The sequence below is a fragment of the Bordetella genomosp. 6 genome (assembly GCF_002119705.1).
In the GTDB taxonomy this organism is placed as follows: Bacteria; Pseudomonadota; Gammaproteobacteria; order Burkholderiales; family Burkholderiaceae_B; genus Bordetella; species Bordetella bronchiseptica_F.
In genome coordinates this window covers 3167155-3191080 of record NZ_CP021107.1, presented here as the reverse complement: position 1 = coordinate 3191080, position 23926 = coordinate 3167155, and the positions used below count along the sequence as shown (strand labels likewise).

Genomic DNA, 23926 nt, shown 5'->3' with positions numbered 1-23926 from the left:
GGTGTGAATCCGGTTCATTCAATGAGAGGAGGAGGCCGCCGTCGTGGCCGGGGGCGCATAGCCGCCGCCCAGGGCGTAGGCCAGGTCGGCGTCGAGCTGGTAGGCGCGGATGCGCAGGTCGGTATCCAGCCGCGCCTGGGTCAGCACGCCCGTCTGCGCGATCAGCACCGACAGATAGTTGCCCAGCCCCGCCCGGTAGCGTTTGACCGCCAGGTCGTAGGCCGCGTCGATGGCCTCGCGGGCCTCGCGCTGCTCGGCCTGTTCGCGGCCGAGCAGGCGCAGCGCATCGATGGCATCGGCGGTCTGCTGCACGGCGTCGAGCACCGTCTGGTTGTAGTCCGAGACCGCCAGGTCGGCGTCGGCGCGGCGGCCCGCCAGGTTGGCGTTGAGCTCGCCGCCATGGAAGATGGGCAGCGTGATGGCCGGGCCGATGCCGGCGGCGCGGCTGCCGGCGTCGAGCAGCCGGCCGGTGCCCAGCGCCTCGAAGCCGGCGAAGGCCACCAGGTTGATGTTGGGATAGAACTCGGCCTTGGCGGCCTCGATGCCGTGGCGCGCGGCGATGGCCCGCCAGCGCGCCGCCGTGACGTCGGGCCGATGGCCCAGCAACTCGAGCGGCACGCTGGCGGGGATCACGCCGCCGGGGGCGGTCAGCGCGACCGGGGCCAGTTCCTGGCCGCGCACGGGGCCGGCGCCAGCCAGGGCCGCGGCCTGGTTGCGCAGCTGGGCGATGGTGGTTTCGTTCTGGGTCAGCTCGACCCGGCCGGCCGCCAGCGACGATTCGGCCTGCTTGACCTCTACTTCGGTATCCAGCCCGGCGGCCTTGCGGCCGCGTGTCAGGTCCACCACTTCGGCGCGCTGGCTCAGTACGCGCTGCAGCACCTCGCGCTGCGCGAAGGCGTTCTGCAGGTTGAGGTAGCTGCGCACGATGGCGCGCGCCAGCAGGTTGCGGGCGGCCTGCGCGTCGGCCTCGGCCGCGTCGCGCTGCGAAACCGCGGCCTGCAGGCGGGCGCGGTTCTTGCCCCAGAAGTCCAGCTCGTAGCTGAAGTCCAGCGCCAGCCGGTTGTCGCTGACCACCGAGCCGCCGGTGGGCGGCGGATAGATGTAGTTCTTCGGCAGGTGTTCGCGCGTGAGCGTGTAGTTGGCGTCCACGCGCGGCAGCAGCGGCGCGCGCGCGCCGGCGACGGCGGCGTTGGCTTGCGCCAGCCGGGCCCGGGCGGCGGCCAGCGACGGATGGCTGGCCAGCGCCTCGGACACCAGGGCGTCGAGCTGCGGATCGGCATAGCGCTGCCACCACTGCTGGGCCGGCCATTGCACGCCGGCGGCGCTCAGGCCCAGGCGGGCGGCGTCCAGCTCGGCCACCGGGGGCGGCGCCGGGTCCATCAGGGCGCAACCGCCCAGGGCCAGCGCCAGGGCTGCGGATAGGAGGCGGAACCGTTTCATCCTGACTGTTCGCTTAAAGTCATTGATTAATCTGTATCTGACTAGGCAGCTATTATGACGCAATTTCGTACATATGCCACGCCAAGATGACTGATCGGGAGTGGGTTTTCCGGTAAGCGGCGGGCTAGCCGCCGACCGAGCCGTTGGCGATCATCCGGCGCAGCATGTGCTGCAGCTGCGCCACTTCCTCGGTGGAGAAGCCACGCAAATGGTGGTTGAGCACCTTGGCGATGTAGGCCGGTATCTCGCGCGCCTTGGCCAGGCCTTCGGGGGTCAGTTCGATCTTGATGACGCGCCGGTCTTCCTGGCTGCGCACGCGGCGCAGCAGGCCCTTGGCCTCCAGGCGGTCCAGCGTGCGGGTCATGGCGCCGGTGTCGACGTTGATCAGGCGGGCCAGTTCGGCCGGGGTGTCGGCCCGTCCGGTGGCGATCATGGCCAGCGGGCGCCACTGCATGGCCGTCAGGCCCAGCGGCGCCATTTCCAGGTCCAGCATCCGGTTGAGCGAGTTGGATACCAGCTTGATGAGAAAGCCGGCGTTGTCGTCGCGGGTACAGACGCTGTCGGCGCGGTAGTGCGCAAACGGTTCGGACGAGGTGGAGCGGGGCGGATTCATGCCGGAATTTTACTGCCTAGGCAACTATTGTCAAGGCAATTCATGGGCCGGCACGACGGTCAATGCGCGCTTTTGCGCAGCCCCGACCAGACGATGGCGGTGACGATCAGCGCCGCGCCGGCCAGCATGCGCAGGGTCGGCACCTGGGTGAACAGGACCCAGGCAAAGCCGATGGCGTAGACCGGTTCCAGCGCGATGACCAGGCCGGCGCTGCGCGCGTTCAGGCGGGTCAAGCTGGAGACGAACAGGTAGTGCGACAGCCCGGTGCAGAAGATGCCCAGCAGCGCCACCCAGAGCCAGTCCAGCGCGTGCAGCGCGGGCAGGTGGACCACCGCGAAGGGCAGCATGACCAGCGCCACCACCGCGTTCTGCCAGCAGGCGACCTGCATGGGGTCCATGCCCGCGGCGGCGCGCCGGTTGGTCAGCGCCAGCATGGCGAAGGAAAAGCCGGATACCAGCCCCCAGACCAGCCCCACGGTGCCCTGGTCGGCCAGGTCGAACGAGGGCGTCACCAGCACCAGCCCGGCGGTGACCAGGCCCAGCAGCAGCCACTCGGCCAGGCGCACCCGTTCGCGGAACACCAACCCCTCGAACAAGGTGATGAAGGCGGGAAAGCTGGCAAAGCCCAGGGTGGCGATGGCGATGCCGCCCACCTTCACCGAGATGAAGAAAGTCACCCAGTGCGCGGCCAGCAGGCAGCCGGCGATGACCAGCACGAACAGCTGGGCCGGCGTCAGCACCCCCAGCAGCGAGCGGCGCTGCATGCGCGCGAACACGGCCAGCGCGCCGACGGCGAACAGCGCCCGCCCCAGGGTGATCACGGCCGCCCCGGCCTGGATCAGTTCGCCGAAGACCCCGGTCAGGCCGAACAGGACGGCGGCGATATGGATGTAGACGAGGGCGCGTTGGCGGGTCATGAAGGCGGACTGCGAAAAGGGGCGGGTGCGCGGCGGCCGCGCGACGAAACTAAAATGATCGCATGAATCGCACCACGCAGCTTTCCCACCCCTCCCGCTTTTCCGGCATGGCAGCGGGCTTTTTTATGGCCACGCTGGGGGCGGTGTTGTTTTCCGGCAAGGCCATCGTGGTCAAGTTCACCTACCGCTATGGCATCGACGCGGTGACGCTGATTGCGTTCCGCATGCTGTTTGCCATGCCGTTCTTTGCCGCGGTGGCCTGGTGGCAGGCGCGCCGCGCGGCGCGCGGCGAATTGCCGGTGCTGAGCTGGCGCGAGCGCGGCCAGCTGTGCGCGCTGGGCCTGCTGGGGTATTACCTGTCCAGCTTCCTGGATTTCCTGGGGCTGCGCCACATCACGGCGGGGCTGGAGCGCCTGATCCTGTTCCTGTCGCCGTCGCTGGTGGTGCTGCTGTCGGCGTGGTGGCTGAAGCGGCCGGTGACGCGCCGCCAATGGGGCGCCATGCTGCTGTCCTACGTGGGCGTGGCGCTGGTCCTGTCGCACGACCTGAGCCAGAGCGGCGCGGGCGCCGACGTGCTGACAGGGTCTTTCTTCGTTTTTTGCTCCGCGCTCAGCTATTCTGTGTACCTGATCTGTTCGGGAGAACTGGTCGAGCGGGTCGGGGCAACCCGGCTGGTGGCCTATGCCATGCTGGTTTCGTGCGTGGCCAGCCTGATCCAGTTCTTCCTGATCCACCCGGCTTCGGTGCTGGTCCAGCCCGCCGCCGTCTATGGCTATTCGGTGATCCACGCCACCGTCAACACGGTGCTGCCGGTGTTCATGCTGATGTGGGCGGTTGCCCTGGTCGGCGCGCCCACCGCGTCGCTGCTGGGCATGGTGGGGCCGGTGTCGGTCCTGTTCCTGGCGGCGTGGTTCCTGGACGAGCCTATTACGGTGTGGCAGCTGGCCGGTACCGCGCTGGTGCTGGCGGGCGTGTTCGTCCTGGCCGGGCGCCGCCGCCCGGGCAGGCCATAGCGCCGGCCGCAACCCGATTCGCCTGATCCCTCATTACCTGATCCGCTCCCAAGGAGGCCCGCATGGCCAGCAATATCGTCAAGGCAGTCCGCATCGAACAGCACGGCGGCCCCGAAGTCCTGCAAGTCGTCGACGTCGAGGTGCCGCCGCCGGCGGCCAATGAAGTCACCATCCGCCAGCATGCCGCCGGCCTGAACTTCATCGACATCTACTTCCGCACCGGCCTGTATCCGCATCCGCTGCCGCATGGCCTGGGTTTCGAGGGCGCCGGGGTGGTCGAGGCCGTGGGCGCCGACGTGCGCCACCTCAGGAAGGGCGATCGCGTGGCCTATGGCCAGAGTCCGCTGGGCGCCTATGCCCAGGCGCGCAACGTGCCGGCCGCCCAGGTCGTCAAGCTGCCCAAGGGCATCGGCTTCGACGAGGCGGCCGCGCTGATGCTCAAGGGGCTGACGGTGCAGTACCTGTTCCGCCAGACCTACCGCCTGCAGGGCAACGAGACCATCCTGTTCCACGCCGCCGCCGGCGGGGTGGGGCTGATCGCCTGCCAATGGGCCAAGGCGCTGGGCGTCAAGCTGATCGGCACGGTTTCCAGCCCCGAGAAGGCCGAGCTGGCCCGCGCCCATGGCGCCTGGGCCACCATCGACTACTCGCGCGAGAACGTGGTCGAACGCCTGCTGGAGCTGACCGGCGGCAGGAAGGTGCCGGTGGTCTATGACGGCGTGGGCAAGGACACCTGGGAAACCTCGCTGGACTGCATCGAGCCGCGCGGCCTGATGGTCAGCTTCGGCAACGCCTCGGGGCCGGTGGCCGGCGTCAACCTGGGCATCCTGAACCAGAAGGGCAGCCTGTACGTGACGCGGCCGTCGCTGGGCGTGCACGTCAATACCCACGAGAAGCTGGCTGCCGCCGCCGACGAGCTGTTCGGCCTGGTGCTGAAGAAGAAGATCAAGGTGCGCATCGACCAGCGCTACAGCCTGGCGCAGGCCGGCGACGCGCAGACGGCGCTGGCCGGCCGCAAGACCACCGGCGCGACCGTCCTGACCCTGGACTGATCCGCCGCGCGCGTCGGCCCATGTAAAACGCGCCCCGTGTACGGGGCGCGTTTGCGCTGGCGGACGATATGCCGGCCGCTCAGGCCAGGCGGGCGTGCTGCAGGGCGGCGATGCGAGCCTGGATCGGCGGGTGCGAGGCGAACATGGCCGAGATGCCGTTCTTGCCCGAGATGCCCGAGGCTTCGAACGACTTGGGCAGTTCGCCGGGCTCCAGGCCGCCCAGCCGCGCCAGGGCGCGGATCATGGGTTCGCGCGAGCCCATCAGGTGGGCCGAGCCCGCGTCGGCGCGGTATTCGCGCTGGCGCGAGAACCAGGCCACGATGATGGAGGCCAGGATGCCGAATACGATCTCACAGACGATCACGGTGGCGTAGTAGCCCAGGCCCACGCCGCGTTCGTTCTTGAGAATGGCGCGGTCGACGAAATACCCGACCACCCGCGCCAGGAACACGACAAAGGTGTTGACCACGCCCTGGATCAGGGTGAGGGTGATCATGTCGCCGTTGGCCACGTGCGCCACCTCGTGGCCCAGCACGGCGGCCACTTCCTCTTCGGTCATGCTGTCGAGCAGGCCGGTCGAGACGGCCACCAGCGAGTCGTTGCGGAACGCGCCGGTGGCGAATGCATTGGGTTCGCCCTGGTAGATGGCCACCTCGGGCCGGCCGATGCCGGCGCGGTCGGCCAACTGGTGCACGGTGTCGAGCAGCCAGGCTTCGCGCTGGTTGGCCGGCGCGTTGGGGTCGATGACGCGCGCGCCGGTGCTCCACTTGGCCATGGGCTTGCTCATCAGCAGCGAAATGATCGCGCCGGTGAAGCCGATCACGGCCGAGAAGATCAGCAGGCTGGTGAGGTTCAGCCCCTGCGCGGTCAGGAAGCGGTCCACGCCGAGGATGCGCACCGTGGCCGACAGCACAACCATGACGGCCAGGTTGGTGATCAGGAACAGGAAAATGCGTTTCATGCTTGTTATGGTCCTTTGCGAGCGAAAGTCGTACCCCGCTTGGACTGGCGGGCGGGGCGCGGGTTCCCGGCGCCGGCGGGGCCGGCAGCGATGGGGAGTATAGTATCGCTTTCCCTGATTCCCCCTGGCCCTTTTTTCGTAGCGGTAAGCCCCATGCAGGCTCTTTGGATGTTGTTGGCGTCAGCCATGTTCGCCACCATGGGGTCGTTCGTGAAGCTGGCGAGCGAGCACGGGGCTTCGCTGCCGCAGGTGGTGCTTTTCCGGGGCCTGCCCTCGGTGGTGCTGCTGCTGATCTGGGCCCGCGCCGGGCGCCAGTCCATCATCCCGACCAGCTGGCGCCTGCATGTCTGGCGCAACCTGTCCGGCGTGACCTCGATGTGGCTGGGCTTTTTCGCCCTGGCGCACCTGCCGCTGGCCACCGCCACCAGTCTGAACTACACCGCGCCGCTGTTCATCGCCTGTTGGATGCTGGGCTGGGGCGGCGCGCAGCGCGACCCGGTGCGCATCGCCGCCGTGGCGCTGGGTTTCCTGGGCGTGATCGCGGTATTGCGCCCCAGCGTCAACGACGACCAGTGGCTGGCCGCGCTGCTGGGCCTGACCGCCGGCGGCATGTCGGCCATCGCCATGCTGCAGATCCGCCAGCTGGGCCGCGTCGGCGAGCCCGAGTGGCGCACGGTGCTGTTCTTCTCGGTGGCGGTGTGTGTCAGCAGCGGGGTCGGCCTCCTGCTGGAGGGGTGGGGGCGGGCAGACCTGTACGGCTATCTGGCGCTGTTCGGCGTGGGCGCCTCGGGCCTGGTGGGGCAACTGACCATGACGCGCGCCTTCGGGCACGGCTCGGCCCTGTTGACGGCGGCGCTGCAGTACACGACCATCATTTTCGCCGCCTTCATAGGCATGGGGCTCTGGGGCGATACCCTGGACAACCTGGCCTGGATGGGCATGGGCCTGATCATTTTCGCGGGATTGCTGTCGGTCTGGCGCACCATGCGCCGGCCTGGCGGCGCCTGATCATCCGCGTCCGGCCGGCCGCGGCCGCCGGCGCCTACAGGGGAGCAAACCGATGACCATGACGCTGATTTCCGCCGCCGACCTGGCCGCCCGGCTCGATGCCGGCGGCGTGCGGGTGTTCGACGTGCGCCATGACCTGGCCGACCATGCGGCCGGCCGCCGCGCCTACGAGCAAGGCCATATCGCGGGGGCGCGCTACCTGGACCACGAGGCCGAACTGGCCGCGCCGCGCTCCGGCGGCAACGGCCGCCACCCCTTGCCCGAGCGCGACGCCTTCGCCGGCCTGATGGCCGCCCATGGCGTGACGCCCGAGACGCTGGTGGTGGCCTATGACGCCAGCGGCGGCATGTTCGCCGCGCACCTGTGGTGGATGCTGCGCTGGATGGGGCACGAGCGGGTCGCGGTGCTCGACGGCGGCTGGCAGGCCTGGACTGCCGCCGGCCTGCCGACCGAGGCCGGCGCCACGCCGGTCGTCTTGCCGCAGCCTGGCGCGCGTGCCGGCCAGAGCCTGGCCGGCACCGTCGATGCGGCCGACGTGCTGGCCAACATCGCCCAGCCTGCCTTTACCGTGATCGATGCCCGCGCGGCCAACCGCTACCGCGGCGAAGTCGAGCCCATGGATCCGGTGGCCGGCCACATCCCGGGCGCGCTGAACCGGCCCAATACCGAGAACCTGCAGGCGGACGGGCGCTTCAAGACGCCGGCCCAGCTGCGCCAGGAATTCGAAGCCCTGCTGGGCGGGCGCGCGGCCGAGGGCATCGTGCACCAATGCGGCTCGGGCATCACCGCCTGCCACAACCTGCTGGCCATGGAAATCGCCGGCCTGGCCGGCTCGCGCCTGTATCCCGGCTCGTGGAGCGAGTGGTGCAGCGACGCGGCGCGGCCGGTCGCCAAGGGCGCCTGAGCCGCCGCGGCCGCCGTCACCAGATGGCGGCCGCCTTGACGTGGCCGGCCACGCCCTCGGCAATCTCCAGGAAGTGCGTCAGCGAGCCGGTCCGCATGCCGGGCTGCTTGGCCTGGTCGTCCCAGCGGCGCAGCCGGATCGCGTCCGGGGCGCCTGGCATGCTGGCGAAATCGACCGCCTGGCCGGCGTCGAAGCTGCCGCCCTGCAGCGCCAGGCTGCGGCGCGAGTCGGCCGACAGGCGCGTCGCGTAGGCGGGCTCGACGAAGCACAGGTAGCGCTTGGCCTCGACATGCAGGCGGATCGGATCCAGCACGGCATTGCCGAACAAGCCGCGCAGGAAGGGCAGCACGAAGTACTGGTGCTTGTCGTCCAGGCCGCGCAGGCTGGGGGTGCCCGGGTGCGCGGCGATCAGGTGCCCCAGGTCGTGCAGCAGGCTGGCGGTGATCAGGTGCGGGCCGGCGCCGCCCTGTTCGGCCAGCGTCGCGGCCTGCAGGGCGTGCTTGAGGTGGCTGACGGGCTCGCCGTCATAGGCGCGGTGACCGCGCTCCAGGAATATCTGTTCGATGTCTTGCAGGGTCAGGGCCATGGTTGTCTCCCGGCATCGCCGGCGGCGCGCTCACGCCGCGCTCGGCGCCAGTTCCAGAAATCGTGCAATCAGCTGCACGGGCTGCCGTTCTCGCAGGCAGTACAGGTACTCATGCATCAGCACCTCGGTATCGGCGATTGCCACCGTGGCCAGTTCGGCATGGGCGGGCACTTCGCGCGACGGAATCAGGCTGACCCCCAGGTCGCACAGGATCGCCTGGCGGATCGATTCGCGGCTGCCGATCTCCAGGACGCGGGCCGGCGTCACGCCGGCCTGCCGCAGCGCTTCTTCGGTGAGCTGGCGCGTCATCGAGCCGGGCTCGCGCACCAGCAGCGCGTACGGCGCCAGGTCGGCCAGGCTGGCCGAGGCGCGCGCGGCCAGCGGGTGGCCGCCGTGGACCACGATGCGCAGCGGGTCGGCGGCGATGGCGCGCCGGTACAGGTTCGGGTTGTTCATCGCCACCGAGGACGTCGCCACGTCGATCCGGTAGTCGTGCAGGGCCTGCAGCATGCTTTGCGAGTTGCCGATGGCGACGCTGAGCTCGATGGCCGGGTAGCGCTGGTTGTAGCGCCGCACCGTGTCCATGATGTAGAAGGGGCCGGTGGCGCCGACGCGCAGGCAGCCCTCGCGCAGGTCGCTGGCGTCGCGCAGGCGGAATTCGATCTCGGATTCCTGCTGCACCAGTTTCTCGACCAGCGGCATCAGGCGGTGGCCGGCATCCGAGAGCCGCAGGCCGCGTCCCTGGCGGTGGAACAGCTCCACGCCGTAGCGCGATTCGAGCTGGCGCAGCTGGCCCGTCACCGTGGGCTGGCTGACCCCCAGCTGGGCGGCCGCCTTGGTAACGGTGCCGCAGCGCGCCACGGCATGGAAAGATTTGAGTTCGGCGACCAGCACAGGAAATCACGCGCGCGGCGTGCCAGAAAGAGCAGGATCGCCAGTACACCAAAATTATTTGATGTTTTTATTACTGCATTTGCGCGAACTGTCATAAACGCACAATAAGCCCTGCCCATACTGCCCTGACATTGGTCATCACCGAGTCATTCTGGAGGGCATATGTCCCGGGGCAGCGACGCATTCCTGTCGATCCGCAATCTGGTCAAGCACTATGGCGCCCATCGGGCGCTGGCCGACGTGTCGCTGGACATCGGGGCGGGCGAGCTGGTGTGCCTGCTCGGCCCCTCGGGCTGCGGCAAGACTACCCTGCTGCGCGCCATCGCCGGGCTGGAGCGCCAGGACGGCGGCGCCATCGTGCTGGGCGGGCGCGATATCTCGAACGAGCCGCCGCAGGCGCGCGACTACGGCATCCTGTTCCAGTCGTATGCGCTGTTTCCCAACCTGACGGTGGCGCAGAACGTGGCCTACGGGCTGAGCGGACGGCGCGGCGATCGCCGGCGCGTCGCCGCCCGCGTCGATGAAATGCTGGCCCTGGTCGGGTTGAGCGGCGCGGCCGGCAAGTACCCGGGGCAGATCTCCGGCGGCCAGCAGCAGCGCGTGGCGCTGGCGCGCGCCCTGGCGCCGGCGCCGTCGCTGCTTTTGCTCGACGAGCCCATGTCGGCGCTGGATGCGCGCGTGCGCGACCGCTTGCGCGGCGAACTGCGCGCCTTGCAGCGGCGCCTTTCCATCACCACGCTGATGGTGACCCACGACCAGGAAGAGGCCATGGTCATGGCCGACCGGATCGCGGTGATGAACGGCGGCGTCATCGAGCAGTACGGCACGCCGCGCGAACTCTACCGCGATCCCCGTTCGGCTTTCATCGCCGACTTCGTGGGCGAGGCCAACTGGCTGCAGTACCAGCGCATCGATGCCCACCGCGCGCGCGTCGGCCAGCTGGAACTGGATGTCGCGCAGCCGCTGCAGGCCGACAGCGGCCGCCTGTTCGTGCGCCCGGAGGCGGTGCGCCTGAGCGCATCGGGTACGCCGGCCTCGGCCAACACCGTGCTGGCCGATGTGCTCGACGGCGTATTCCTGGGGCGCGGTTACCGCATCTCGCTGCGGCTGGAAGGAATGCCTGGCGCTACCGTGCAGTCCGTGGTTTCCGCTGAAACCGGTGATGCCCTGCTGGGCGCCCATGCTGCCGGCCGTTGCTGGGTGGAGCTGCCGCGCCATGCGCTACGTGCCTACGCTTGAATCCGCCGGCGCCGAGGCGTCGCCGCCGCGCGCCGCCATCGCGCGGCCGGCCGCCGCGGCCGCGCCCGTGCGCCGGGCGCTGCCGGCCTGGACCGGAACCCTGGGCCGCTGGGGCGGGCAGGGCCTGTTCGTCGCCGCGCTGCTGCTGTTCCTGGCATTGCCGCTGCTGGCCATCCTGGCCAAGGCGGTGGCGCCGGGCGCCGCCGGCGCCGCCGGCCTGGGCATGCTGGCCGGCATCATCGCCGACAGCGCATTCCTGGGGCTCGTATGGCGCAGCCTGGCGGTGGGGGCGGCCACGGTGGCGCTGGTGGTGCCCTGCGCCTATGCCTACGCATATTGCCTGACCCGCACCCGCGTGCCGGGCAAGGGCGTGCTGCGGCTGGTGGCCTTGCTGCCGCTGCTGGCGCCTTCGCTGTTGCCGGGCATCGCGCTGATCTACCTGCTGGGCAACCAGGGCCTGCTCAAGCCGCTGGCCGGCGGCGCCACCATCTACGGCTTCTGGGGCATCGTGATCGGCGAGGCCTTCTATACCTTCCCGCACGCGCTGATGATTCTGCTGACCGGCCTGGCGTTGGCCGACGGCCGCCTGTACGACGCGGCGCGCGCGATGGGCGCCGGCCCCTGGCGCACCTTCGCCACCGTGACGCTGCCCGGCACCCGCTATGCCGTGTTCTCGGCCTGCTGCCTGGTGTTCACGCTGACGGTCACCGATTTCGGCGTGCCCAAGGTGGTGGGCGGCGACTACAACGTGCTGGCCATGGAGGCCTACAAGGCGGTGGTGGGGCAGCAGAACTTCTCCAAGGGCGCGGCCATCGGCCTGCTGCTGCTGGTGCCGGCCGTGCTGACCTTCCTGTTCGACCGGCACCTGCGGGCGCGCCATGGCGCCGGCCTGAGCGGGCGTGCGCAGGTCTACACGCCGGGCTCGCACCGCTTGCGCGATGCCTGCTTCCTGGCCGTCGCCGCGCTGATCGGCCTGGCGCTGCTGACGGTCGTCGGCGTGGCGGTGTGGGCCTCGTTCGTCAAGATGTGGCCGTACAACCTGTCGCTGTCGCTGCGCTCGTACGACTTCGACAACATGGACGGCGGCGGCTGGCTGGCGTGGCGCAACAGCATCCAGCTGGCCGCGTGGACGGCCCTGGCCGGCACCGCGCTGGTATACGGCGGCGCCTGGATGATGGAAAAACTGCCGACGCGCGGCGCGCCGGCGGCGGCGCTGCGCGGCACCGCGCGGATGCTGGCGCTCACGCCCATGGCCGTGCCCGGCCTGGTGCTGGGGCTGGGGTACATCTTCTTCTTCAACAGCCCCGGCAACCCGCTGGGCGGGCTGTACGGCACCATGACGCTGCTGGTGGTGTGCACCGTGGTGCACTTCTACACCAGCGCGCACCTGACCGCGGTCACCGCGCTGGGCGCGCTCGATACGGAGTTCGAGGCGGCCTCGGCCTCGCTCAAGGTGCCGGCCGTGCTGACCTTCCTGCGCGTCACGCTGCCGATGTGCCTGCCGGCGGTGCTGGACACCGCGCGCTACCTGTTCGTCTCGGCGATGACGACCGTCTCCGCCGTGGTGTTTCTCTACAGCCCGCAGACCGTGCTGGCCGCGGTGGCGGTGCTGAACATGGACGACGCCGGCTTCATCGGCCCGGCGGCCGCCATGTGCACCGTGATCATGGCGACCTCGGCGCTTGCCTCGCTGCTTCTTCACCTGGCCAGCCGCGCGCTGGTGGCGCGCACCCAGGCGTGGCGCCGCGCGCCGGCGGCCTGATCGATTCTCTACAGGAATGAATGCCATGACGCTTGCAACACTTCCCGTGCGCCTGGAGGCGCTGGTCTTCGACTGGGCCGGCACGCTGGTCGATTTCGGCTCCTTCGCGCCGACCAAAGTCTTCGTCGATGCCTTCGCGCGCTTCGGGGTGCAGATCTCGCTGGAACAGGCGCGCGGCCCCATGGGCATGGGCAAGTGGGATCACATCCGCGCGCTGTGCGACGACGCGGCGATCGCGCGGCAGTACCAGGAGCAGTTCGGCCGGCTGCCCACCGACGAGGACGTCACCGCCATCTACGAGCGCTTCCTGCCCATGCAGCTGGAGAAGGTGGCCGAATATTCGCAGCCCATACCGGGCGCCATTGAACTGCTGCACGGCCTGCGCCAGCGCGGCCTGAAGCTGGGCTCGTGCTCCGGCTACCCGGCTGCCGTGATGCAGCGCGTGCTCGAGCGCGCCGAGCGTGAAGGGCTGGCGCTGGACTACGTGGTCGCCAGCGACGACGTGCCGCGTTCGCGGCCGGCGCCGGCCATGGCGCTGCGCAACGCGGTCGAACTGGGCATCGCCGACGTGGCCGGCTGCGTCAAGGTCGACGACACCGCGCCCGGCGTGGAGGAGGGCCGCCGCGCCGGCATGTGGTCGGTCGGGCTGCTGCTGTCGGGCAACGCCGCCGGCCTGTCGCTGGAACAGTTCCTCAGCCTGGACGAGGCCGGCCGCGAGGCCGCGCGCGATCGCGCCCGCGCCGAACTGCAGGCCGGCGCTCCCCATTACCTCATCGATACCGTGGCGGACCTGCCGCCGGTATTGGCCGATATCGAAACGCGCCTGGCCGCCGGCCAGCGTCCCTGAACCCCGCTTTCCCCACCGGAGCTCCCGCATGAAGCGCATTCCCTCGATCCTGTTGGCCGCCGTCCTGGCCGCCGCGGCCGGCACCGCTGCCGCCGACACCACGCTGACGGTCTACACCGCCCTGGAGGCCGACCAGATCAAGGTCTACCAGGCCGCCTTCGAGAAAGCCCACCCCGACATCAGGATCCAATGGGTTCGCGATTCGACCGGCATCGTGGCCGCCAAGCTGCTGGCCGAGAAGAACAACCCCAAGGCCGACGTGATCTGGGGCCTGGCCGGCACGGCGCTGGGCCTGATGGACAAGGAAGGCATGCTGCTGCCGTACGCGCCCAAGGGCCTGGACCAGATCGCGGCCAACATGCGCGACGGCAAGGACGTGCCGGCCTGGGTCGGCATGGATGCCTACGCCGCCGCGGTGTGCGTCAACACCATCGAGGCCAGGAAGCAGAACCTGCCCATGCCCGCCTCGTGGCAGGACCTGACCAAGCCCGAATATGCCGGCAAGATCGTGATGCCCAACCCGGCGTCCTCGGGCACGGGCTTCCTGGACGTGAGCGCGTGGCTGCAGATGTTCGGCGAGGAAAAGGGCTGGGCGTTCATGGACGCCTTGCACAAGAACATGGGCTCGTACACGCACTCGGGCTCCAAGCCCTGCAACATGGCCGCCGCCGGCGAATACCCGATCGGCATCTCGTTCGACTACCGCGCCGCCAAGCTGAAGGCCGACGGCGCGCCGGTCGAAGCCGTGTTCCCGTCCGAAGGCCTGGGCTGGGAAGTGGAGGCCACCGCCATCGTCAAGGGCACCAAGCATCTCGAAGCGGCCCGCAAGCTGGCCGACTTCTCGGCCAGCCGGGAAGCCAACGAGCTGTACAAGAGCAACTTCGCCGTGCTGGCGATCCCGTCGGTGGCCACGGTCAATCCCCATCTGCCCGCCAATCTGTCCGAACGCATGATCAAGAACGACTTCGTGTGGGCCGCGACCAACCGCGATCGCATCATCGCCGAATGGTCCAGGCGCTACGACGGCAAGTCCGAGCCGAAGAAGAAGTAATCCCGCATCGGCGGCGGGCTCCGCGCGGCGGCGGCCCGCCCATTTCCCGGAAGTATCGAAATCATGAAGACGTATGACGTGGTCGTCGTGGGCGCCGGCATGCTGGGCATCGCCCACGCCTGGGCGGCCGCCCGGCGCGGCCTGTCGGTGGCGGTGGTCGAGCGCGCCCGGCGCGCGCACGGCGCCACCATCCGCAATTTCGGCCAGGTGCTGGTCACCGGCCAGGCCCCGGGCGTGATGGCCAGCCACGCCCGCCAGTCCCGCGAACTTTGGCTCGAGCTGGCGGCCGGCGCCGGGTTCCATGTGCGCGCCAACGGCAGCCTGGTGCTGGCGCGCAGCGCCCAGGAGCAGGACGTGCTGGAGGAGTTCGCCGCCACGCGCCTGCGGGCCGAGGGGTACCGCGCCGAACTGTTGTCGGGGCGCGAGCTGGCGCGGCTGTTCGATGGCCGCCTGGGCCATCATTGCGCGGCGTTGCGCGGCCATGACGACCTGCAGATCTACTCGCGCGAGGCCCTGCCCGCCATCACCGCCTACCTGGCGGCCCAGTTCGGCGTCGAATTCCTGACCGCGACCCTGGCAAGCGCGGTGCGCGAGGGCGTGGTGCAGACTTCGGCCGGCGCGCTGCGCGGCCGCCACGTGTTCGTTTGCCCGGGGCACGATTACCTGACGCTGGCGCCGGAACTGTTCGCGCCGCTCGGTCTGGAGGTCAGTTGCCTGCAGATGCTGCGGGTCGCTTTCGAGACGCGCCCGTTCGCGCTGGACCGGCCGTTGCTCACGGGGCTGTCCTGCGTGCACTACGGCGCCTTCTCCGACCTGCCGACGGCCCGGGTGCTGCGCGACAGCCTGCGACGGCAGGAGCCCCATCTGCTGGACAACGGCATCCACCTGCTGGTCAGCCCGACTCCGTATGGCGAGTTGATCATCGGCGATTCGCACCGCTATGGGGTCGATGCCCTGCCGTTCAACGACGAGCAGGTCGACTGCGCCATGCTGGACCTGGCGCAGCAGGCCCTGGGTTGCCGCCTGCGCGTGATCGAACGCTGGCAGGGCGTGTACGGGGCCCACGGCCCGGCGCCGTTCTCGGTGCTGCAGGTCGACGGCCAGACCACGGTGGCGGTGATGCATTCCGGGGTGGGCATGACCGTGGGCCTGGCCGTGGGCGAGAACACCGTGCGGGCCCGCCTGGGCTGAGCCGCCTAGCGGCCGCTGGCGCCAGTCGCCGCGGGGGTGCGGCGCAGCGGCTCCAACTGGCGGGCCAGGCGCTCGGCGCGGCGCCAGGCGCGTTGATGCGCGGCGCTGCGCGCGCGCCAGGCGTCGAATGCGGCCCGCTGCGTGCCGTCGAGCGGGCGGTCCTGCGCGCGGACCAGCCAGGCGGCCGCTTCGCGCAGGATGCGGGGATCGATGGCCTCGTCAGTCATCGGGCATCAGGTGCAGGCACGCCACATAGGCTTGCCGCATATAGCGCTTGACCGTGGGAATGGCGATGTCCATGGCGATGGCGATGTCGCGTTGCTTCATCCCGCCGAGCACCGCCATCAGGAAAGCCCGCTTGATGCACGGCCGCAGCGTGTCGAGCGCGGCATCGATCCCGTGCAGGGCTTCGAGCATGAGCGCCTGGCGCTCGGGCGAGGGGTGCATGGCCGGCGGCAGGGCGCGCAAGGTTTCCAGCCAGGCGTGCTCCAGGGACTGCCGGCGCAGCCAGCTGATCAGCACGCCCCTGGCCGCCACGGCCAGATAGGCGCGCGGCCGCTCGATCGCCTCGCCCAGGCCGTGCGTCGCCAGCATGGGCACGAATATGTCGTGCGCCAGATCCTCCGCCACGCAGCGTCCCCAGGCATGCAGGCGATACCCGAGCCAGCTTCGCAACCAGGCGTGATGCTCCTGGTACAGCGCCGCGACCTTGTCGCGCCCGCGCGGGCCGGACGACGGAGAGCAAGCCTTCATGGGGAAAGGGGCGGGCGCGGCAGGCGCGTCGCCGCTGCCTGGCCGATCCACTAGGATGAAAATGCGACGCATTATTTATTAATTCATCCCGGCCCGCAACCGCGGTACGCAGGGCGCCATATCCCTTTTGCGATCTCGTGCGACAGAAAGTCCGAGACAGGTCCGCAACCGGTCCATGCCTCATCGCAACGCAATCAGGAGCATCAGCCATGGCCCCCAACCATTTCCGCCTCGCATCCCTTTTCGTTCCGTCCGGCCGGGCGGCGCTCGGCATGCTGTGCCTGCTCGCAGGCGTGGCCGTCGGCGCGCAGGCCGCCACGGGCCAGGGGAATGTCCCGCCCGTCGCCGACCGTGACCGCATCGCCGGCGAAGGCGGCGTACACGAGTTCGACATCGCCGCCGGGCCGCTGGATCAGGCGCTCGCGGCCTTCGCCAGCCAGTCGGGCTTGCGTCTTGCGTTCGACGCCGCGCTCACCCGCGGCTTGAGCGCGCCCGCCCTGCGCGGCCGCCATACGGCGCGCGCCGGCTTGCGGCAGCTGTTGGCTGGCAGCCACCTCCGGGTGGTAGCTCACAATGATGGCAGCCTTGTCCTGCGCCGTGATCCGGCGTTGCCTACGTTCGAGTTATCTCCGGTTCGGGTCGTGTCAGATCCTGTCCGGGATGTCTACCTGGCTCCGCGCTCGTCCGTCTATGTGTCGGCGGGCGACATCGCCCGCTTCGGCGTGGTGTCCGCCGCCGATCTGCTCAAGGGCCTGCCGGGCGTGCAGACGGGCGACAGCCGCAACGGCGGCGGCCTGGACGTCAACATTCGCGGCATACAAGGGCAAAGCCGGGTCGCGGTGAAGGTCGATGGGTCGGAGCAGGCGCTCGACGTCTATCGCGGCTATGCCGGTACGCAACAGCGCAGCTACATCGATCCGGATCTCATCAGCGATATCGTGATCGACAAGGGGCCCGGCCTCTCATCCGCCGCGGCGGGCGCGATTGGCGGCACGGTACGGATGCGGACCATCGGCGTGCAGGACATCCTGCGCGATGGCCGGAATGCGGGCCTGCGCCTGACCGGCAGCCTGTGGAACAACGGCGTATCGCCCGCGCGCCGCGATCCTCACTCGCATCGCGCGCCCGAGGACGCCGAGCTCGCGGCGGTGCCGCGCAGCCGGCGCGGCGATCTGTTCGGCTCCGACGCCCAGGCCGGCAGCGTCGCGTTCGCCTACAGCCATGCGGCGTTCGATTTCGTCGCCGCCTATGCGCGCCGCTCCCAGGGCAATTATTTCGCCGGGCGGCACGGGCATGAGCGCTATCGCGTCTTCGACCGTGGCATCGAACGCGCCAGCGTTGCCAAGGCGTACCGGCCGGGCGAGGAGGTGCTCAACGCTTCCGCGCGGACCGAAAGCGTGCTGCTCAAGGGCGCCTTGCGCCCGGCCGACGGCCACGCCGTCGAGCTGGGCTATCGCCGCCTCGACGGCCGATACGGTGAAATCATGCCTTCGGACATATTCCGCCACGAGACCGCGGGCATCTGGCAATACCCCTTGGGCAAGGTCCTGCTCGACACCGTGACGGCGCGCTATCGCTACACCCCGTCCGGCACGGACCTGGTCGACGCCACCGTGAACCTGTGGACGACCCATGCGAAGACCAGCCAGCTCAATGCCGTGATCGCGCCGGCCTCGGAGTTCTATCGCGACGACCGCAATTGGGTCAGGGTCGCCAACCGGCGCATCGGCGGCGATTTCAGCAACACGTCCCGCCTGCCTACGGCGCACGGCGAGTTCCGGCTCGAACTGGGCGGCGCGTTCCAGTACGAGGACATCGGGCCCCAGTCGGGCGTGCGGATCACGCAGCATGACCGCAATGGCAATCGCTACCTGCGCGACGCCTCGCGCCGGGAGTTCGGCCTGAACGCGAAGCTGACCTACCAGCCGACCGAGCGGCTCACGGCATGGGCGGGCGTTCGCTTCGCGCGGGTGCGCCACCGCGACCGCAACTCCCATGCCACGCCGCGCCAGGCCCAGCGGCTGATGCGCCGCATCGTCATCACCAACCCCGATGAGGAGGGCATCATGTCCTATGGCTACATGGACTGGTTTCCCGATGAAAACGGGCAATTCACGGACGCCACGGATCCCCGCCTGCACAACGGCATCGTATACAGGGACGCGGAGTTGCCGTTCGAGGGGGTTGCCTTCGACGACTTTCTCGTCAATGCCCGGACCAACGTCCGCGTGACCGATGCTTCGGTCCGGGACACGGTGACCGGCTACGACTTTTCCCAGCCACGGGCCAACCGCGACCAGGGCCTGGCGCCCGCGCTTGGCGTCGATTACGAAATCGCGCCCGACGTGCACGTCTATGCCTCGTATACCCAGGGGCTGCGCATGCCGTCGCTGTTCGAGACCAGCCTGGGCGTATTGCAGACCACGCCTGGCGCCGGCCTGAAGCCCGAGCGCGCGCACAGCTGGGAGGCGGGCATCGGGGCGATGCGGGACGATCTGCTGCAGGCCGGAGATTCCGCCGCCTACAAGCTGGCGTACTTCCGCAACGATATCCGCAACTACATCACCCGCTATTACCGCCCCGGCACCAATGGCGTCATGACGTTCAGCAATGCCGAGCGCTATCGCGTCCATGGCCTCGAATTGCAGACCCGCTACGATGCCGGCCGCTACTTCGCCGACCTGTCCGCGACGTACTACCTGAAAACCGAAACCTGCGACCCCGCCTTCGCCGCGCAGTTGCGCGCGAGCGCGGGCAGGGGCCGGTCCACGCAGGACACGCCGGATTGCACGCCAGGCAGTTTCATGGGGTCATACGCCAATACGCAGAACCCGCCCAGGCTGGCCGTCAACATGACGGCCGGGCTGCGGCTGCTGAGCCAGGCCCTGACGCTGGGCGCGCGCATGACGCACACCTCGGGGCCCACCGCCAGGGCCGATCGCCCGTGGCAGCAGGGCGCGACGACGACGCAATTGCTCTACCATCCGGTCACGGTCTACGACCTGTTCCTGGCGTACCGCTTGCACAAGCGCGCGACGCTGAATGTTTCCGTGCAGAACCTGACCGATCGCTATTACCTGGACCCGCTGGCCCAGAGCTACATGCCCGCGCCGGGGCGTACGCTGCGCGTGGGGCTGCAGGCGTGGTTCTGATCCGGCAGGGCGGGGCCGCGCGGGAGCGGCCCCGGCGGTCCGGCCGGGCCGGCCGGGGCGAGGGTCAGCCCTCGGTCTCGCCCATCACGCGGCGATACCACTCGTGGAAGTGCTGCATGCCGTCTTCCATGGGCGACTGGTACGGGCCGGTTTCGCTGGCGCCGCGCAGCATCAAGGCCTTGCGGCCGGCATCCATGCGCTCGGCGATCTCGTCGTCCTCGATGGCCGTTTCCATGTAGGCGGCCCGCTGCGCCTGGACGAACTCGCGCTCGAAGGCGACGATTTCCTCGGGGTAGTAGAACTCCACCACGTTGAGGGTTTCCTGCGGACTCTTGGGGTAGAGCGTGGACAGCACCAGTACGTGCGGATACAGCTCGATCATGTGGGTGGGGAAATACGTCACCCACATCGCGCCGAAATCGGGCGCCTGGCCGGCGCGGAAGTCCAGCAGGCGGTCGTGCCACTGCTTGTACACGGCCGATCCGGGCTGGGCCAGCGCCTGGTGCACGCCCACGCGTTGCAGGCTGTACCAGTCGTTGAATTCCCAGGCCAGGTCGTCGCAGGTGACAAAGCGCCCCAGGCCCGGGTGGAACGGGCCGACGTGGTAGTCCTCGAGGTAGACCTCGATGAAGGTCTTCCAGTTGTAGTTGCACTGGTGGACCTCGACGTGGTCGAGCACATAGTCGCCGAAGTCGAACTCCGGCCGCGCGAACAGCGGCGCCATGTCGACGGCCGGGTCGCGCGGGCCTTCGAACAGCAGGCCGTGGCAGTCGCGCAGCCGGAAGCGCTGCAGGTTCATGCAGGGCGTGGCGTCGAACTGGGGCGCGCCCAGCAGTTCGCCGCGGTCGTTGTACGTCCAGCGATGCAGCGGGCAAACGATGTTGCCGCCGGTGTCCTTCAGGCTGCCGTGCGTATTGGCGTTGCCGGCGACATTGCCGGCTTCGCCGCCCAGCATCAGGGCCTGGCGGTGGCGACAGACATTGGAGACCAGCTCCACGCCCTGCTGATTGCGCACCAGCACGCGGCCGCCGTCCTCCTGGACCAGGGTACGCCAATCCCCCAGCTCGGGCACCAGCTTCTGGTGGCCGACGTAAAGCGAGGATTGCTTGAAAATGAGTTCTTGCTCGCGCGCAAAGCGGGCTTCGTCAAAATAGGCGCTGACGGGAAGCTGGGTGCGAGCTGGCACCACGTGTGCCATCCGACCTATGTCGGTCATGATTCCCTCCGCACGGATGAAAAAGCCAGGACGGCTGAGGTCGTGTCGCTCATGCCGTTCTGGCGCGAAGAAAAATCGGTCTGGCCGATCCCAAACCGGGAATTGTACCCCATCCGGGTTAACCAGGGTGGTAATTCTCAATACGCTTTACAGCGGCCTTTACACCAGCCGGCGGGTCAGCCGATGCCGGCGCAACATCCAGCTGGCGAGCGCCGACAGCGTGAATACGGCCGCCGTGATTGCCGGCACGCTCCAGGCGTCCGGCCGCCAGGCGCGCGCCGCGCCGATGCGGTGGGCCACGTCCAGGAACATCGGATGGATCAGGTAGATGCCGAACGTCAGCGGCGCCAGGGCGGGCAGGGCGGGCAGCCTGGGCGAGCCGACGATCAACTGGAACGCCGCCAGCGACATCAAGGGCACGGTCACGCTGAAGTAGTCATAGAAATACAGGTCCAGCGCACGCGAGTCGGACAGGGCGCTGACGCCCCAGGCCGTGGCCGCCACGCTGGCGGCCAGCACCAGGCCGGGGCGCGGCATGCGCAGCTCGCCATCGAAGATCAGCCGGCCGGCCACGAAATAACCCAGGTAGGGCAGGAACCAGGTCAGGAACAGCCCGTTGCCGCCGCCCAGGGCGCGCCGGTACAGCGCATCCAGTACCGCCACGCCCAGGATCCCCACCACCCACAGCGCGCGGGCGCGCGGCTGGCTGCGGGCATACAGCAGCCGCACCAGCGGCGCGAACAGGTACAGGCCCACGATCATGTACAGGTACCACAGGTGGTAGTAGGGCGCGCCTTCGGCCACCTTGCGGGGCCAGAACGAGAAGTCCAGGCGGCCGTCGTCCCACCAGTCCAGCGTGGTGCGCCAGGCCAGGTAGAAGAGGGTCCAGAACAGCAGCGGCGCGCATACGCGGGCCATGCGGCGGCTGTAGAAGCGCCGCGCGTCGTGCGGCTGGTCCGGGTCCAGCAGCAGCGCGCCGCTGACCATCACGAACACGGGCACGCACCAGCGCGCCGCGGAGTCGTAGAGGTTGGCCGCCAGCCAGGCATGGCTGCCGTAGGCGGCGGGGTCGGATACGGTCTGGGCGGCGCTGTGCAGCAATACCACGGCAAGCGCGGCCAGCCAGCGGGCCGCGTCCAGCCGGGCGTATCGATCTTCGATCGTCGGCATGGCGCTCCTGCGCGGGGTCGGTTGACTAACCTATACCGTAGCAGCGCCGGCGGCGGCAGGGCTGTTTCGAGGCGTTAGCAAGCGTGGCCGATGGCAGCGCGGGGCCCCGGGGCGGGCGCGCGCGCGGCAACATCTCGAGCGAGTGTCGTGCCGGGCGGCGCCGCCGCGCGGCCTATTGCAGCACGATGTTGGCCTGCTTGATGAGCTGGCTCACCACGGGCTGCTCGTTCTTCATCTGCGTGGTGAGTTCCTGCGCGGTGCCCGAGCGCGGGTCGATGCCCATGGCCAGCATTTTGGCGCGCACGGTCTCGTCCTTCAGCGTGGCCTGCAGCGCCTGCTCCAGGCGCGCGCGCACCGCTTCCGGCGTGCCGTGGGGCGCGACGAACGTGAACCAGGCCGTCATCTCGTTGGGATACCCCTGTTCGGTCAGCGTGGCCAGCTTGGGCAGCGTGGCCAGGCGGGTGGGGCTGGTGATGGCGAACACATCGATCTTGCCGGCCTCGGCCTGCGGCATGCCGGTGGCGACCATGTCGAAGAACAGGTCCACGTCGCCGCTGATCAGCGCCGGCAGCGCCTGCGTGGCGCCCTTGAACGGCACGTGCAGGATGTCGATGCCGGCCTGCTTCTTGAACAGTTCGGCGGCCAGGTGCGAGGAGGTGCCGGCGCCGAAGGTGGCGAAGGTCAGCTTGCCCGGATGCTGCTTGGCGTAGGCCACGATGTCCTGGGTGCTCTTGAAGCCGTGCTTGGGGCTGGCCAGCAGCACCAGCGGGCCGATGCCGACCATGCCGATGGGCACGAAGCTGTCCGGGTCATAAGGCAGCTCCTTGTAGAGGTAGCGGTTGGTCACCAGCGTGGAGTTGGTCGCCATGAGCAGGGTGTAGCCGTCGGGATTCTCGCGCGCCACGAACGCCGCGCCGATCGAGGTGCCGGCGCCGGCCTTGTTCTCCACGATCATGGGCTGGCCCAGGTCCTTGGCCATGCGTTCGGCGAGCAGGCGGGTCAGGACATCGGTGGCGCCGCCGGCCGGGAAGGGCGAGACGACCTTGATCGGCCGGGCCGGAAAGGACTGGGCCGAGACACTGGCCGCGGCCAGCGAGAGGCTCAGGGCGGCGAGCAGTTGCAAACCTTTGCGTAGCATGAAGTTCCCCTTGTGCGTATGGGTCGCGATGCGGGTGTGGGTCGAAGCGGGGAGGCGCGCGGGCCGCGATGGCCCGCAAAATCGCTTTCCAAGCCGCGGGATGCGTGCTTAAATTCCGTGTATCGGAATTTTGTTTTGCTATCCGAAATCAACTATAAAAACGACGCCATCCCAATGCAACCTTTTTCGACGCAGCCCCCCGATCCGGACGGCCTGCCCGCCAGCCAACCGGCGCGGCGCAAGCGCGCCGCCAGCGTCGCGGGCGCATCCTCGCCCGATTTCATCACCGCGCTGGCGCGCGGGCTGGATGTGTTGCGCTGCTTCCGGCCCGGGGTGCGGGCCCTGGGCAATCTGGACCTGGCGCGCCTGACCGGCCTGCCCAAGCCCACCATCAGCCGCATCACCTACACGCTGACCGAGCTGGGCTATCTGCGCTACCACGCCGACACGGGCAAGTATTCGCCCGGCTACGCGGTGCTGGCGCTGGGGTTCGGCGTGCTCGCCAGCCTGGAGGTGCGCGAACTGGCCAAGGCCGGCATGTCCGAGCTGGCCGTGCAGACGGGCGGCGCGGTGGCGCTGGGCGCCTTCGACAACGATGCGATGGTGTACATCGAGGCGATGCATGGTTCGCCCGCGCTGTACCTGCGCCTGCCGGTCGGTTATCGGGCCAGCCTGGACACGGCCATGGGCCGGGCCTACCTGGCCGCGCTGCCCGAGGCCGCGCGCCAGGCCCTGCTTGGGCGCCTGGGCCAGGCCGCGCCGCCGCCCGCCATGGTGGCGCGAGCGGTCGAGGAACTGAGCGCCGAAGGGTGCTGCTACGCCCTGGGCGAGTGGCAGTCGGGCATCAACGCCGTGGCGGTGCCATTCGCCTCGGTCACGGGAGAGGGCGTGTTCGTCATGAGCTGCGGCGGGCCGCTCGGGCTGCTGCCCGAGCGCACCTTGCGCGAGCAGGTGGCGCCGGCGCTGCGCCAGGCGGCGGCGCGCCTGGCGGGCGGGGCCGGCTGAGCGGCGCGGTGCGC

The 23926-nt window shown here is 69.4% G+C and carries 22 protein-coding genes; 11 read left to right on the top strand and 11 right to left on the bottom strand.

What is annotated here, in order from left to right:
* Positions 1-18: 18 nt before the first annotated feature.
* The 3 genes from CAL11_RS14935 to CAL11_RS14925 all read right to left on the bottom strand — a co-directional run bounded on the left by CAL11_RS14935 (position 19) and on the right by CAL11_RS14925 (position 2970).
* The gene (locus tag CAL11_RS14935; RefSeq protein WP_086093354.1) at positions 19-1440 is read right to left on the bottom strand and encodes an efflux transporter outer membrane subunit; all 1422 of its coding nucleotides are present in this window, start codon (positions 1438-1440) and stop codon (positions 19-21) included.
* Between the two features lie 124 nt (positions 1441-1564).
* Positions 1565-2053 carry a MarR family winged helix-turn-helix transcriptional regulator gene (locus CAL11_RS14930; RefSeq protein WP_086093353.1) on the bottom strand — a complete coding sequence of 163 codons (489 nt, stop codon included), beginning with the start codon at positions 2051-2053 and terminating at the stop codon, positions 1565-1567.
* 59 nt (positions 2054-2112) lie between these two features.
* The gene (locus CAL11_RS14925) at positions 2113-2970 is read right to left on the bottom strand and encodes a DMT family transporter (RefSeq protein ID WP_033464309.1); all 858 of its coding nucleotides are present in this window, start codon (positions 2968-2970) and stop codon (positions 2113-2115) included.
* 62 nt (positions 2971-3032) lie between these two features.
* Here CAL11_RS14925 and CAL11_RS14920 point away from each other — a divergent pair, with 62 nt between their 5' ends.
* Both CAL11_RS14920 and CAL11_RS14915 read left to right on the top strand, forming a co-directional pair.
* Positions 3033-3983, top strand: a complete 951-nt coding sequence (locus CAL11_RS14920; RefSeq protein ID WP_033464311.1) for a DMT family transporter — start codon at positions 3033-3035, stop codon at positions 3981-3983.
* A 62-nt stretch (positions 3984-4045) separates the two neighbouring features.
* Positions 4046-5035, top strand: a complete 990-nt coding sequence (locus tag CAL11_RS14915; protein WP_033464314.1) for a quinone oxidoreductase family protein — start codon at positions 4046-4048, stop codon at positions 5033-5035.
* A gap of 79 nt (positions 5036-5114) precedes the next feature.
* Here CAL11_RS14915 and htpX read toward each other — a convergent pair whose 3' ends face one another.
* Positions 5115-5996, bottom strand: coding sequence for a protease HtpX (gene htpX / locus CAL11_RS14910; RefSeq protein WP_033464316.1), 882 nt, complete (start codon positions 5994-5996; stop codon positions 5115-5117).
* A gap of 153 nt (positions 5997-6149) precedes the next feature.
* Here htpX and CAL11_RS14905 point away from each other — a divergent pair, with 153 nt between their 5' ends.
* On the top strand, positions 6150-7004 hold the full coding sequence (locus CAL11_RS14905; protein ID WP_033464319.1) for a DMT family transporter: 855 nt from the start codon (positions 6150-6152) through the stop codon (positions 7002-7004).
* A 52-nt stretch (positions 7005-7056) separates the two neighbouring features.
* Positions 7057-7908, top strand: a complete 852-nt coding sequence (locus CAL11_RS14900; protein ID WP_086093352.1) for a sulfurtransferase — start codon at positions 7057-7059, stop codon at positions 7906-7908.
* Positions 7909-7924: 16 nt separating this feature from the next.
* Here the strand turns inward: CAL11_RS14900 and CAL11_RS14895 are convergent, their stop codons facing one another.
* A complete protein-coding gene (locus tag CAL11_RS14895; protein ID WP_086093351.1) occupies positions 7925-8494 on the bottom strand; it encodes a phosphonate degradation HD-domain oxygenase in 570 nt (189 codons plus the stop codon).
* Between the two features lie 30 nt (positions 8495-8524).
* On the bottom strand, positions 8525-9388 hold the full coding sequence (locus CAL11_RS14890) for a LysR family transcriptional regulator (protein ID WP_033464328.1): 864 nt from the start codon (positions 9386-9388) through the stop codon (positions 8525-8527).
* A 162-nt stretch (positions 9389-9550) separates the two neighbouring features.
* On the opposite strand from CAL11_RS14890, the gene CAL11_RS14885 reads away from it, so the two are divergent.
* The 5 genes from CAL11_RS14885 to CAL11_RS14865 all read left to right on the top strand — a co-directional run bounded on the left by CAL11_RS14885 (position 9551) and on the right by CAL11_RS14865 (position 15478).
* Positions 9551-10627, top strand: a complete 1077-nt coding sequence (locus CAL11_RS14885) for a putative 2-aminoethylphosphonate ABC transporter ATP-binding protein (protein ID WP_086093350.1) — start codon at positions 9551-9553, stop codon at positions 10625-10627.
* Positions 10628-10694: 67 nt separating this feature from the next.
* Positions 10695-12389 (top strand): putative 2-aminoethylphosphonate ABC transporter permease subunit, encoded by a 1695-nt coding sequence (locus tag CAL11_RS14880; RefSeq protein ID WP_086094591.1) that lies wholly within the window; start codon positions 10695-10697, stop codon positions 12387-12389.
* A 16-nt stretch (positions 12390-12405) separates the two neighbouring features.
* Entirely contained in the window at positions 12406-13236 is an 831-nt protein-coding gene (phnX, locus tag CAL11_RS14875; RefSeq protein ID WP_050458067.1) for a phosphonoacetaldehyde hydrolase, read from the top strand.
* A gap of 28 nt (positions 13237-13264) precedes the next feature.
* Positions 13265-14287, top strand: a complete 1023-nt coding sequence (locus CAL11_RS14870; RefSeq protein ID WP_086093349.1) for a putative 2-aminoethylphosphonate ABC transporter substrate-binding protein — start codon at positions 13265-13267, stop codon at positions 14285-14287.
* 63 nt (positions 14288-14350) lie between these two features.
* A complete protein-coding gene (locus CAL11_RS14865; protein WP_086093348.1) occupies positions 14351-15478 on the top strand; it encodes a TIGR03364 family FAD-dependent oxidoreductase in 1128 nt (375 codons plus the stop codon).
* A 5-nt stretch (positions 15479-15483) separates the two neighbouring features.
* On the opposite strand, the gene CAL11_RS14860 is transcribed toward CAL11_RS14865, so the two are convergent.
* Both CAL11_RS14860 and CAL11_RS14855 read right to left on the bottom strand, forming a co-directional pair.
* Positions 15484-15705: a FecR/PupR family sigma factor regulator gene (locus CAL11_RS14860; RefSeq protein WP_086093347.1), complete on the bottom strand. Its 222-nt coding sequence runs from the start codon at positions 15703-15705 to the stop codon at positions 15484-15486.
* Positions 15698-16231 carry a sigma factor-like helix-turn-helix DNA-binding protein gene (locus tag CAL11_RS14855; RefSeq protein ID WP_086093346.1) on the bottom strand — a complete coding sequence of 178 codons (534 nt, stop codon included), beginning with the start codon at positions 16229-16231 and terminating at the stop codon, positions 15698-15700. The genes CAL11_RS14860 and CAL11_RS14855 overlap by 8 nt, the downstream gene beginning before the upstream one ends.
* A 209-nt stretch (positions 16232-16440) precedes the next feature.
* Here CAL11_RS14855 and CAL11_RS14850 point away from each other — a divergent pair, with 209 nt between their 5' ends.
* The gene (locus CAL11_RS14850) at positions 16441-19383 is read left to right on the top strand and encodes a TonB-dependent receptor (protein WP_086093345.1); all 2943 of its coding nucleotides are present in this window, start codon (positions 16441-16443) and stop codon (positions 19381-19383) included.
* A 64-nt stretch (positions 19384-19447) separates the two neighbouring features.
* Here CAL11_RS14850 and CAL11_RS14845 read toward each other — a convergent pair whose 3' ends face one another.
* The 3 genes from CAL11_RS14845 to CAL11_RS14835 all read right to left on the bottom strand — a co-directional run bounded on the left by CAL11_RS14845 (position 19448) and on the right by CAL11_RS14835 (position 22907).
* Positions 19448-20599, bottom strand: coding sequence for an aromatic ring-hydroxylating oxygenase subunit alpha (locus tag CAL11_RS14845; RefSeq protein ID WP_167382508.1), 1152 nt, complete (start codon positions 20597-20599; stop codon positions 19448-19450).
* Positions 20600-20758: 159 nt separating this feature from the next.
* Positions 20759-21769, bottom strand: coding sequence for an acyltransferase (locus CAL11_RS14840; protein ID WP_033462205.1), 1011 nt, complete (start codon positions 21767-21769; stop codon positions 20759-20761).
* 172 nt (positions 21770-21941) lie between these two features.
* Positions 21942-22907, bottom strand: coding sequence for a Bug family tripartite tricarboxylate transporter substrate binding protein (locus CAL11_RS14835; protein WP_033462208.1), 966 nt, complete (start codon positions 22905-22907; stop codon positions 21942-21944).
* A 174-nt stretch (positions 22908-23081) separates the two neighbouring features.
* On the opposite strand from CAL11_RS14835, the gene CAL11_RS14830 reads away from it, so the two are divergent.
* The gene (locus tag CAL11_RS14830) at positions 23082-23912 is read left to right on the top strand and encodes an IclR family transcriptional regulator (protein ID WP_068926693.1); all 831 of its coding nucleotides are present in this window, start codon (positions 23082-23084) and stop codon (positions 23910-23912) included.
* The last annotated feature ends 14 nt before the right edge of the window (positions 23913-23926 follow it).

Coding starts and splice junctions, on each gene's coding strand:
- CAL11_RS14935 (WP_086093354.1), bottom strand. CDS start 1,440: ATGAAACGGTTCCGCCTCCTATCCGCAGCCCTGGCGCTGGCCCTGGGC.
- CAL11_RS14930 (WP_086093353.1), bottom strand. CDS start 2,053: ATGAATCCGCCCCGCTCCACCTCGTCCGAACCGTTTGCGCACTACCGC.
- CAL11_RS14925 (WP_033464309.1), bottom strand. CDS start 2,970: ATGACCCGCCAACGCGCCCTCGTCTACATCCATATCGCCGCCGTCCTG.
- CAL11_RS14920 (WP_033464311.1), top strand. CDS start 3,033: ATGAATCGCACCACGCAGCTTTCCCACCCCTCCCGCTTTTCCGGCATG.
- CAL11_RS14915 (WP_033464314.1), top strand. CDS start 4,046: ATGGCCAGCAATATCGTCAAGGCAGTCCGCATCGAACAGCACGGCGGC.
- htpX (WP_033464316.1), bottom strand. CDS start 5,996: ATGAAACGCATTTTCCTGTTCCTGATCACCAACCTGGCCGTCATGGTT.
- CAL11_RS14905 (WP_033464319.1), top strand. CDS start 6,150: ATGCAGGCTCTTTGGATGTTGTTGGCGTCAGCCATGTTCGCCACCATG.
- CAL11_RS14900 (WP_086093352.1), top strand. CDS start 7,057: ATGACCATGACGCTGATTTCCGCCGCCGACCTGGCCGCCCGGCTCGAT.
- CAL11_RS14895 (WP_086093351.1), bottom strand. CDS start 8,494: ATGGCCCTGACCCTGCAAGACATCGAACAGATATTCCTGGAGCGCGGT.
- CAL11_RS14885 (WP_086093350.1), top strand. CDS start 9,551: ATGTCCCGGGGCAGCGACGCATTCCTGTCGATCCGCAATCTGGTCAAG.
- phnX (WP_050458067.1), top strand. CDS start 12,406: ATGAATGCCATGACGCTTGCAACACTTCCCGTGCGCCTGGAGGCGCTG.
- CAL11_RS14870 (WP_086093349.1), top strand. CDS start 13,265: ATGAAGCGCATTCCCTCGATCCTGTTGGCCGCCGTCCTGGCCGCCGCG.
- CAL11_RS14865 (WP_086093348.1), top strand. CDS start 14,351: ATGAAGACGTATGACGTGGTCGTCGTGGGCGCCGGCATGCTGGGCATC.
- CAL11_RS14860 (WP_086093347.1), bottom strand. CDS start 15,705: ATGACTGACGAGGCCATCGATCCCCGCATCCTGCGCGAAGCGGCCGCC.
- CAL11_RS14855 (WP_086093346.1), bottom strand. CDS start 16,231: ATGAAGGCTTGCTCTCCGTCGTCCGGCCCGCGCGGGCGCGACAAGGTC.
- CAL11_RS14850 (WP_086093345.1), top strand. CDS start 16,441: ATGGCCCCCAACCATTTCCGCCTCGCATCCCTTTTCGTTCCGTCCGGC.
- CAL11_RS14845 (WP_167382508.1), bottom strand. CDS start 20,599: ATGACCGACATAGGTCGGATGGCACACGTGGTGCCAGCTCGCACCCAG.
- CAL11_RS14840 (WP_033462205.1), bottom strand. CDS start 21,769: ATGCCGACGATCGAAGATCGATACGCCCGGCTGGACGCGGCCCGCTGG.
- CAL11_RS14835 (WP_033462208.1), bottom strand. CDS start 22,907: ATGCTACGCAAAGGTTTGCAACTGCTCGCCGCCCTGAGCCTCTCGCTG.
- CAL11_RS14830 (WP_068926693.1), top strand. CDS start 23,082: ATGCAACCTTTTTCGACGCAGCCCCCCGATCCGGACGGCCTGCCCGCC.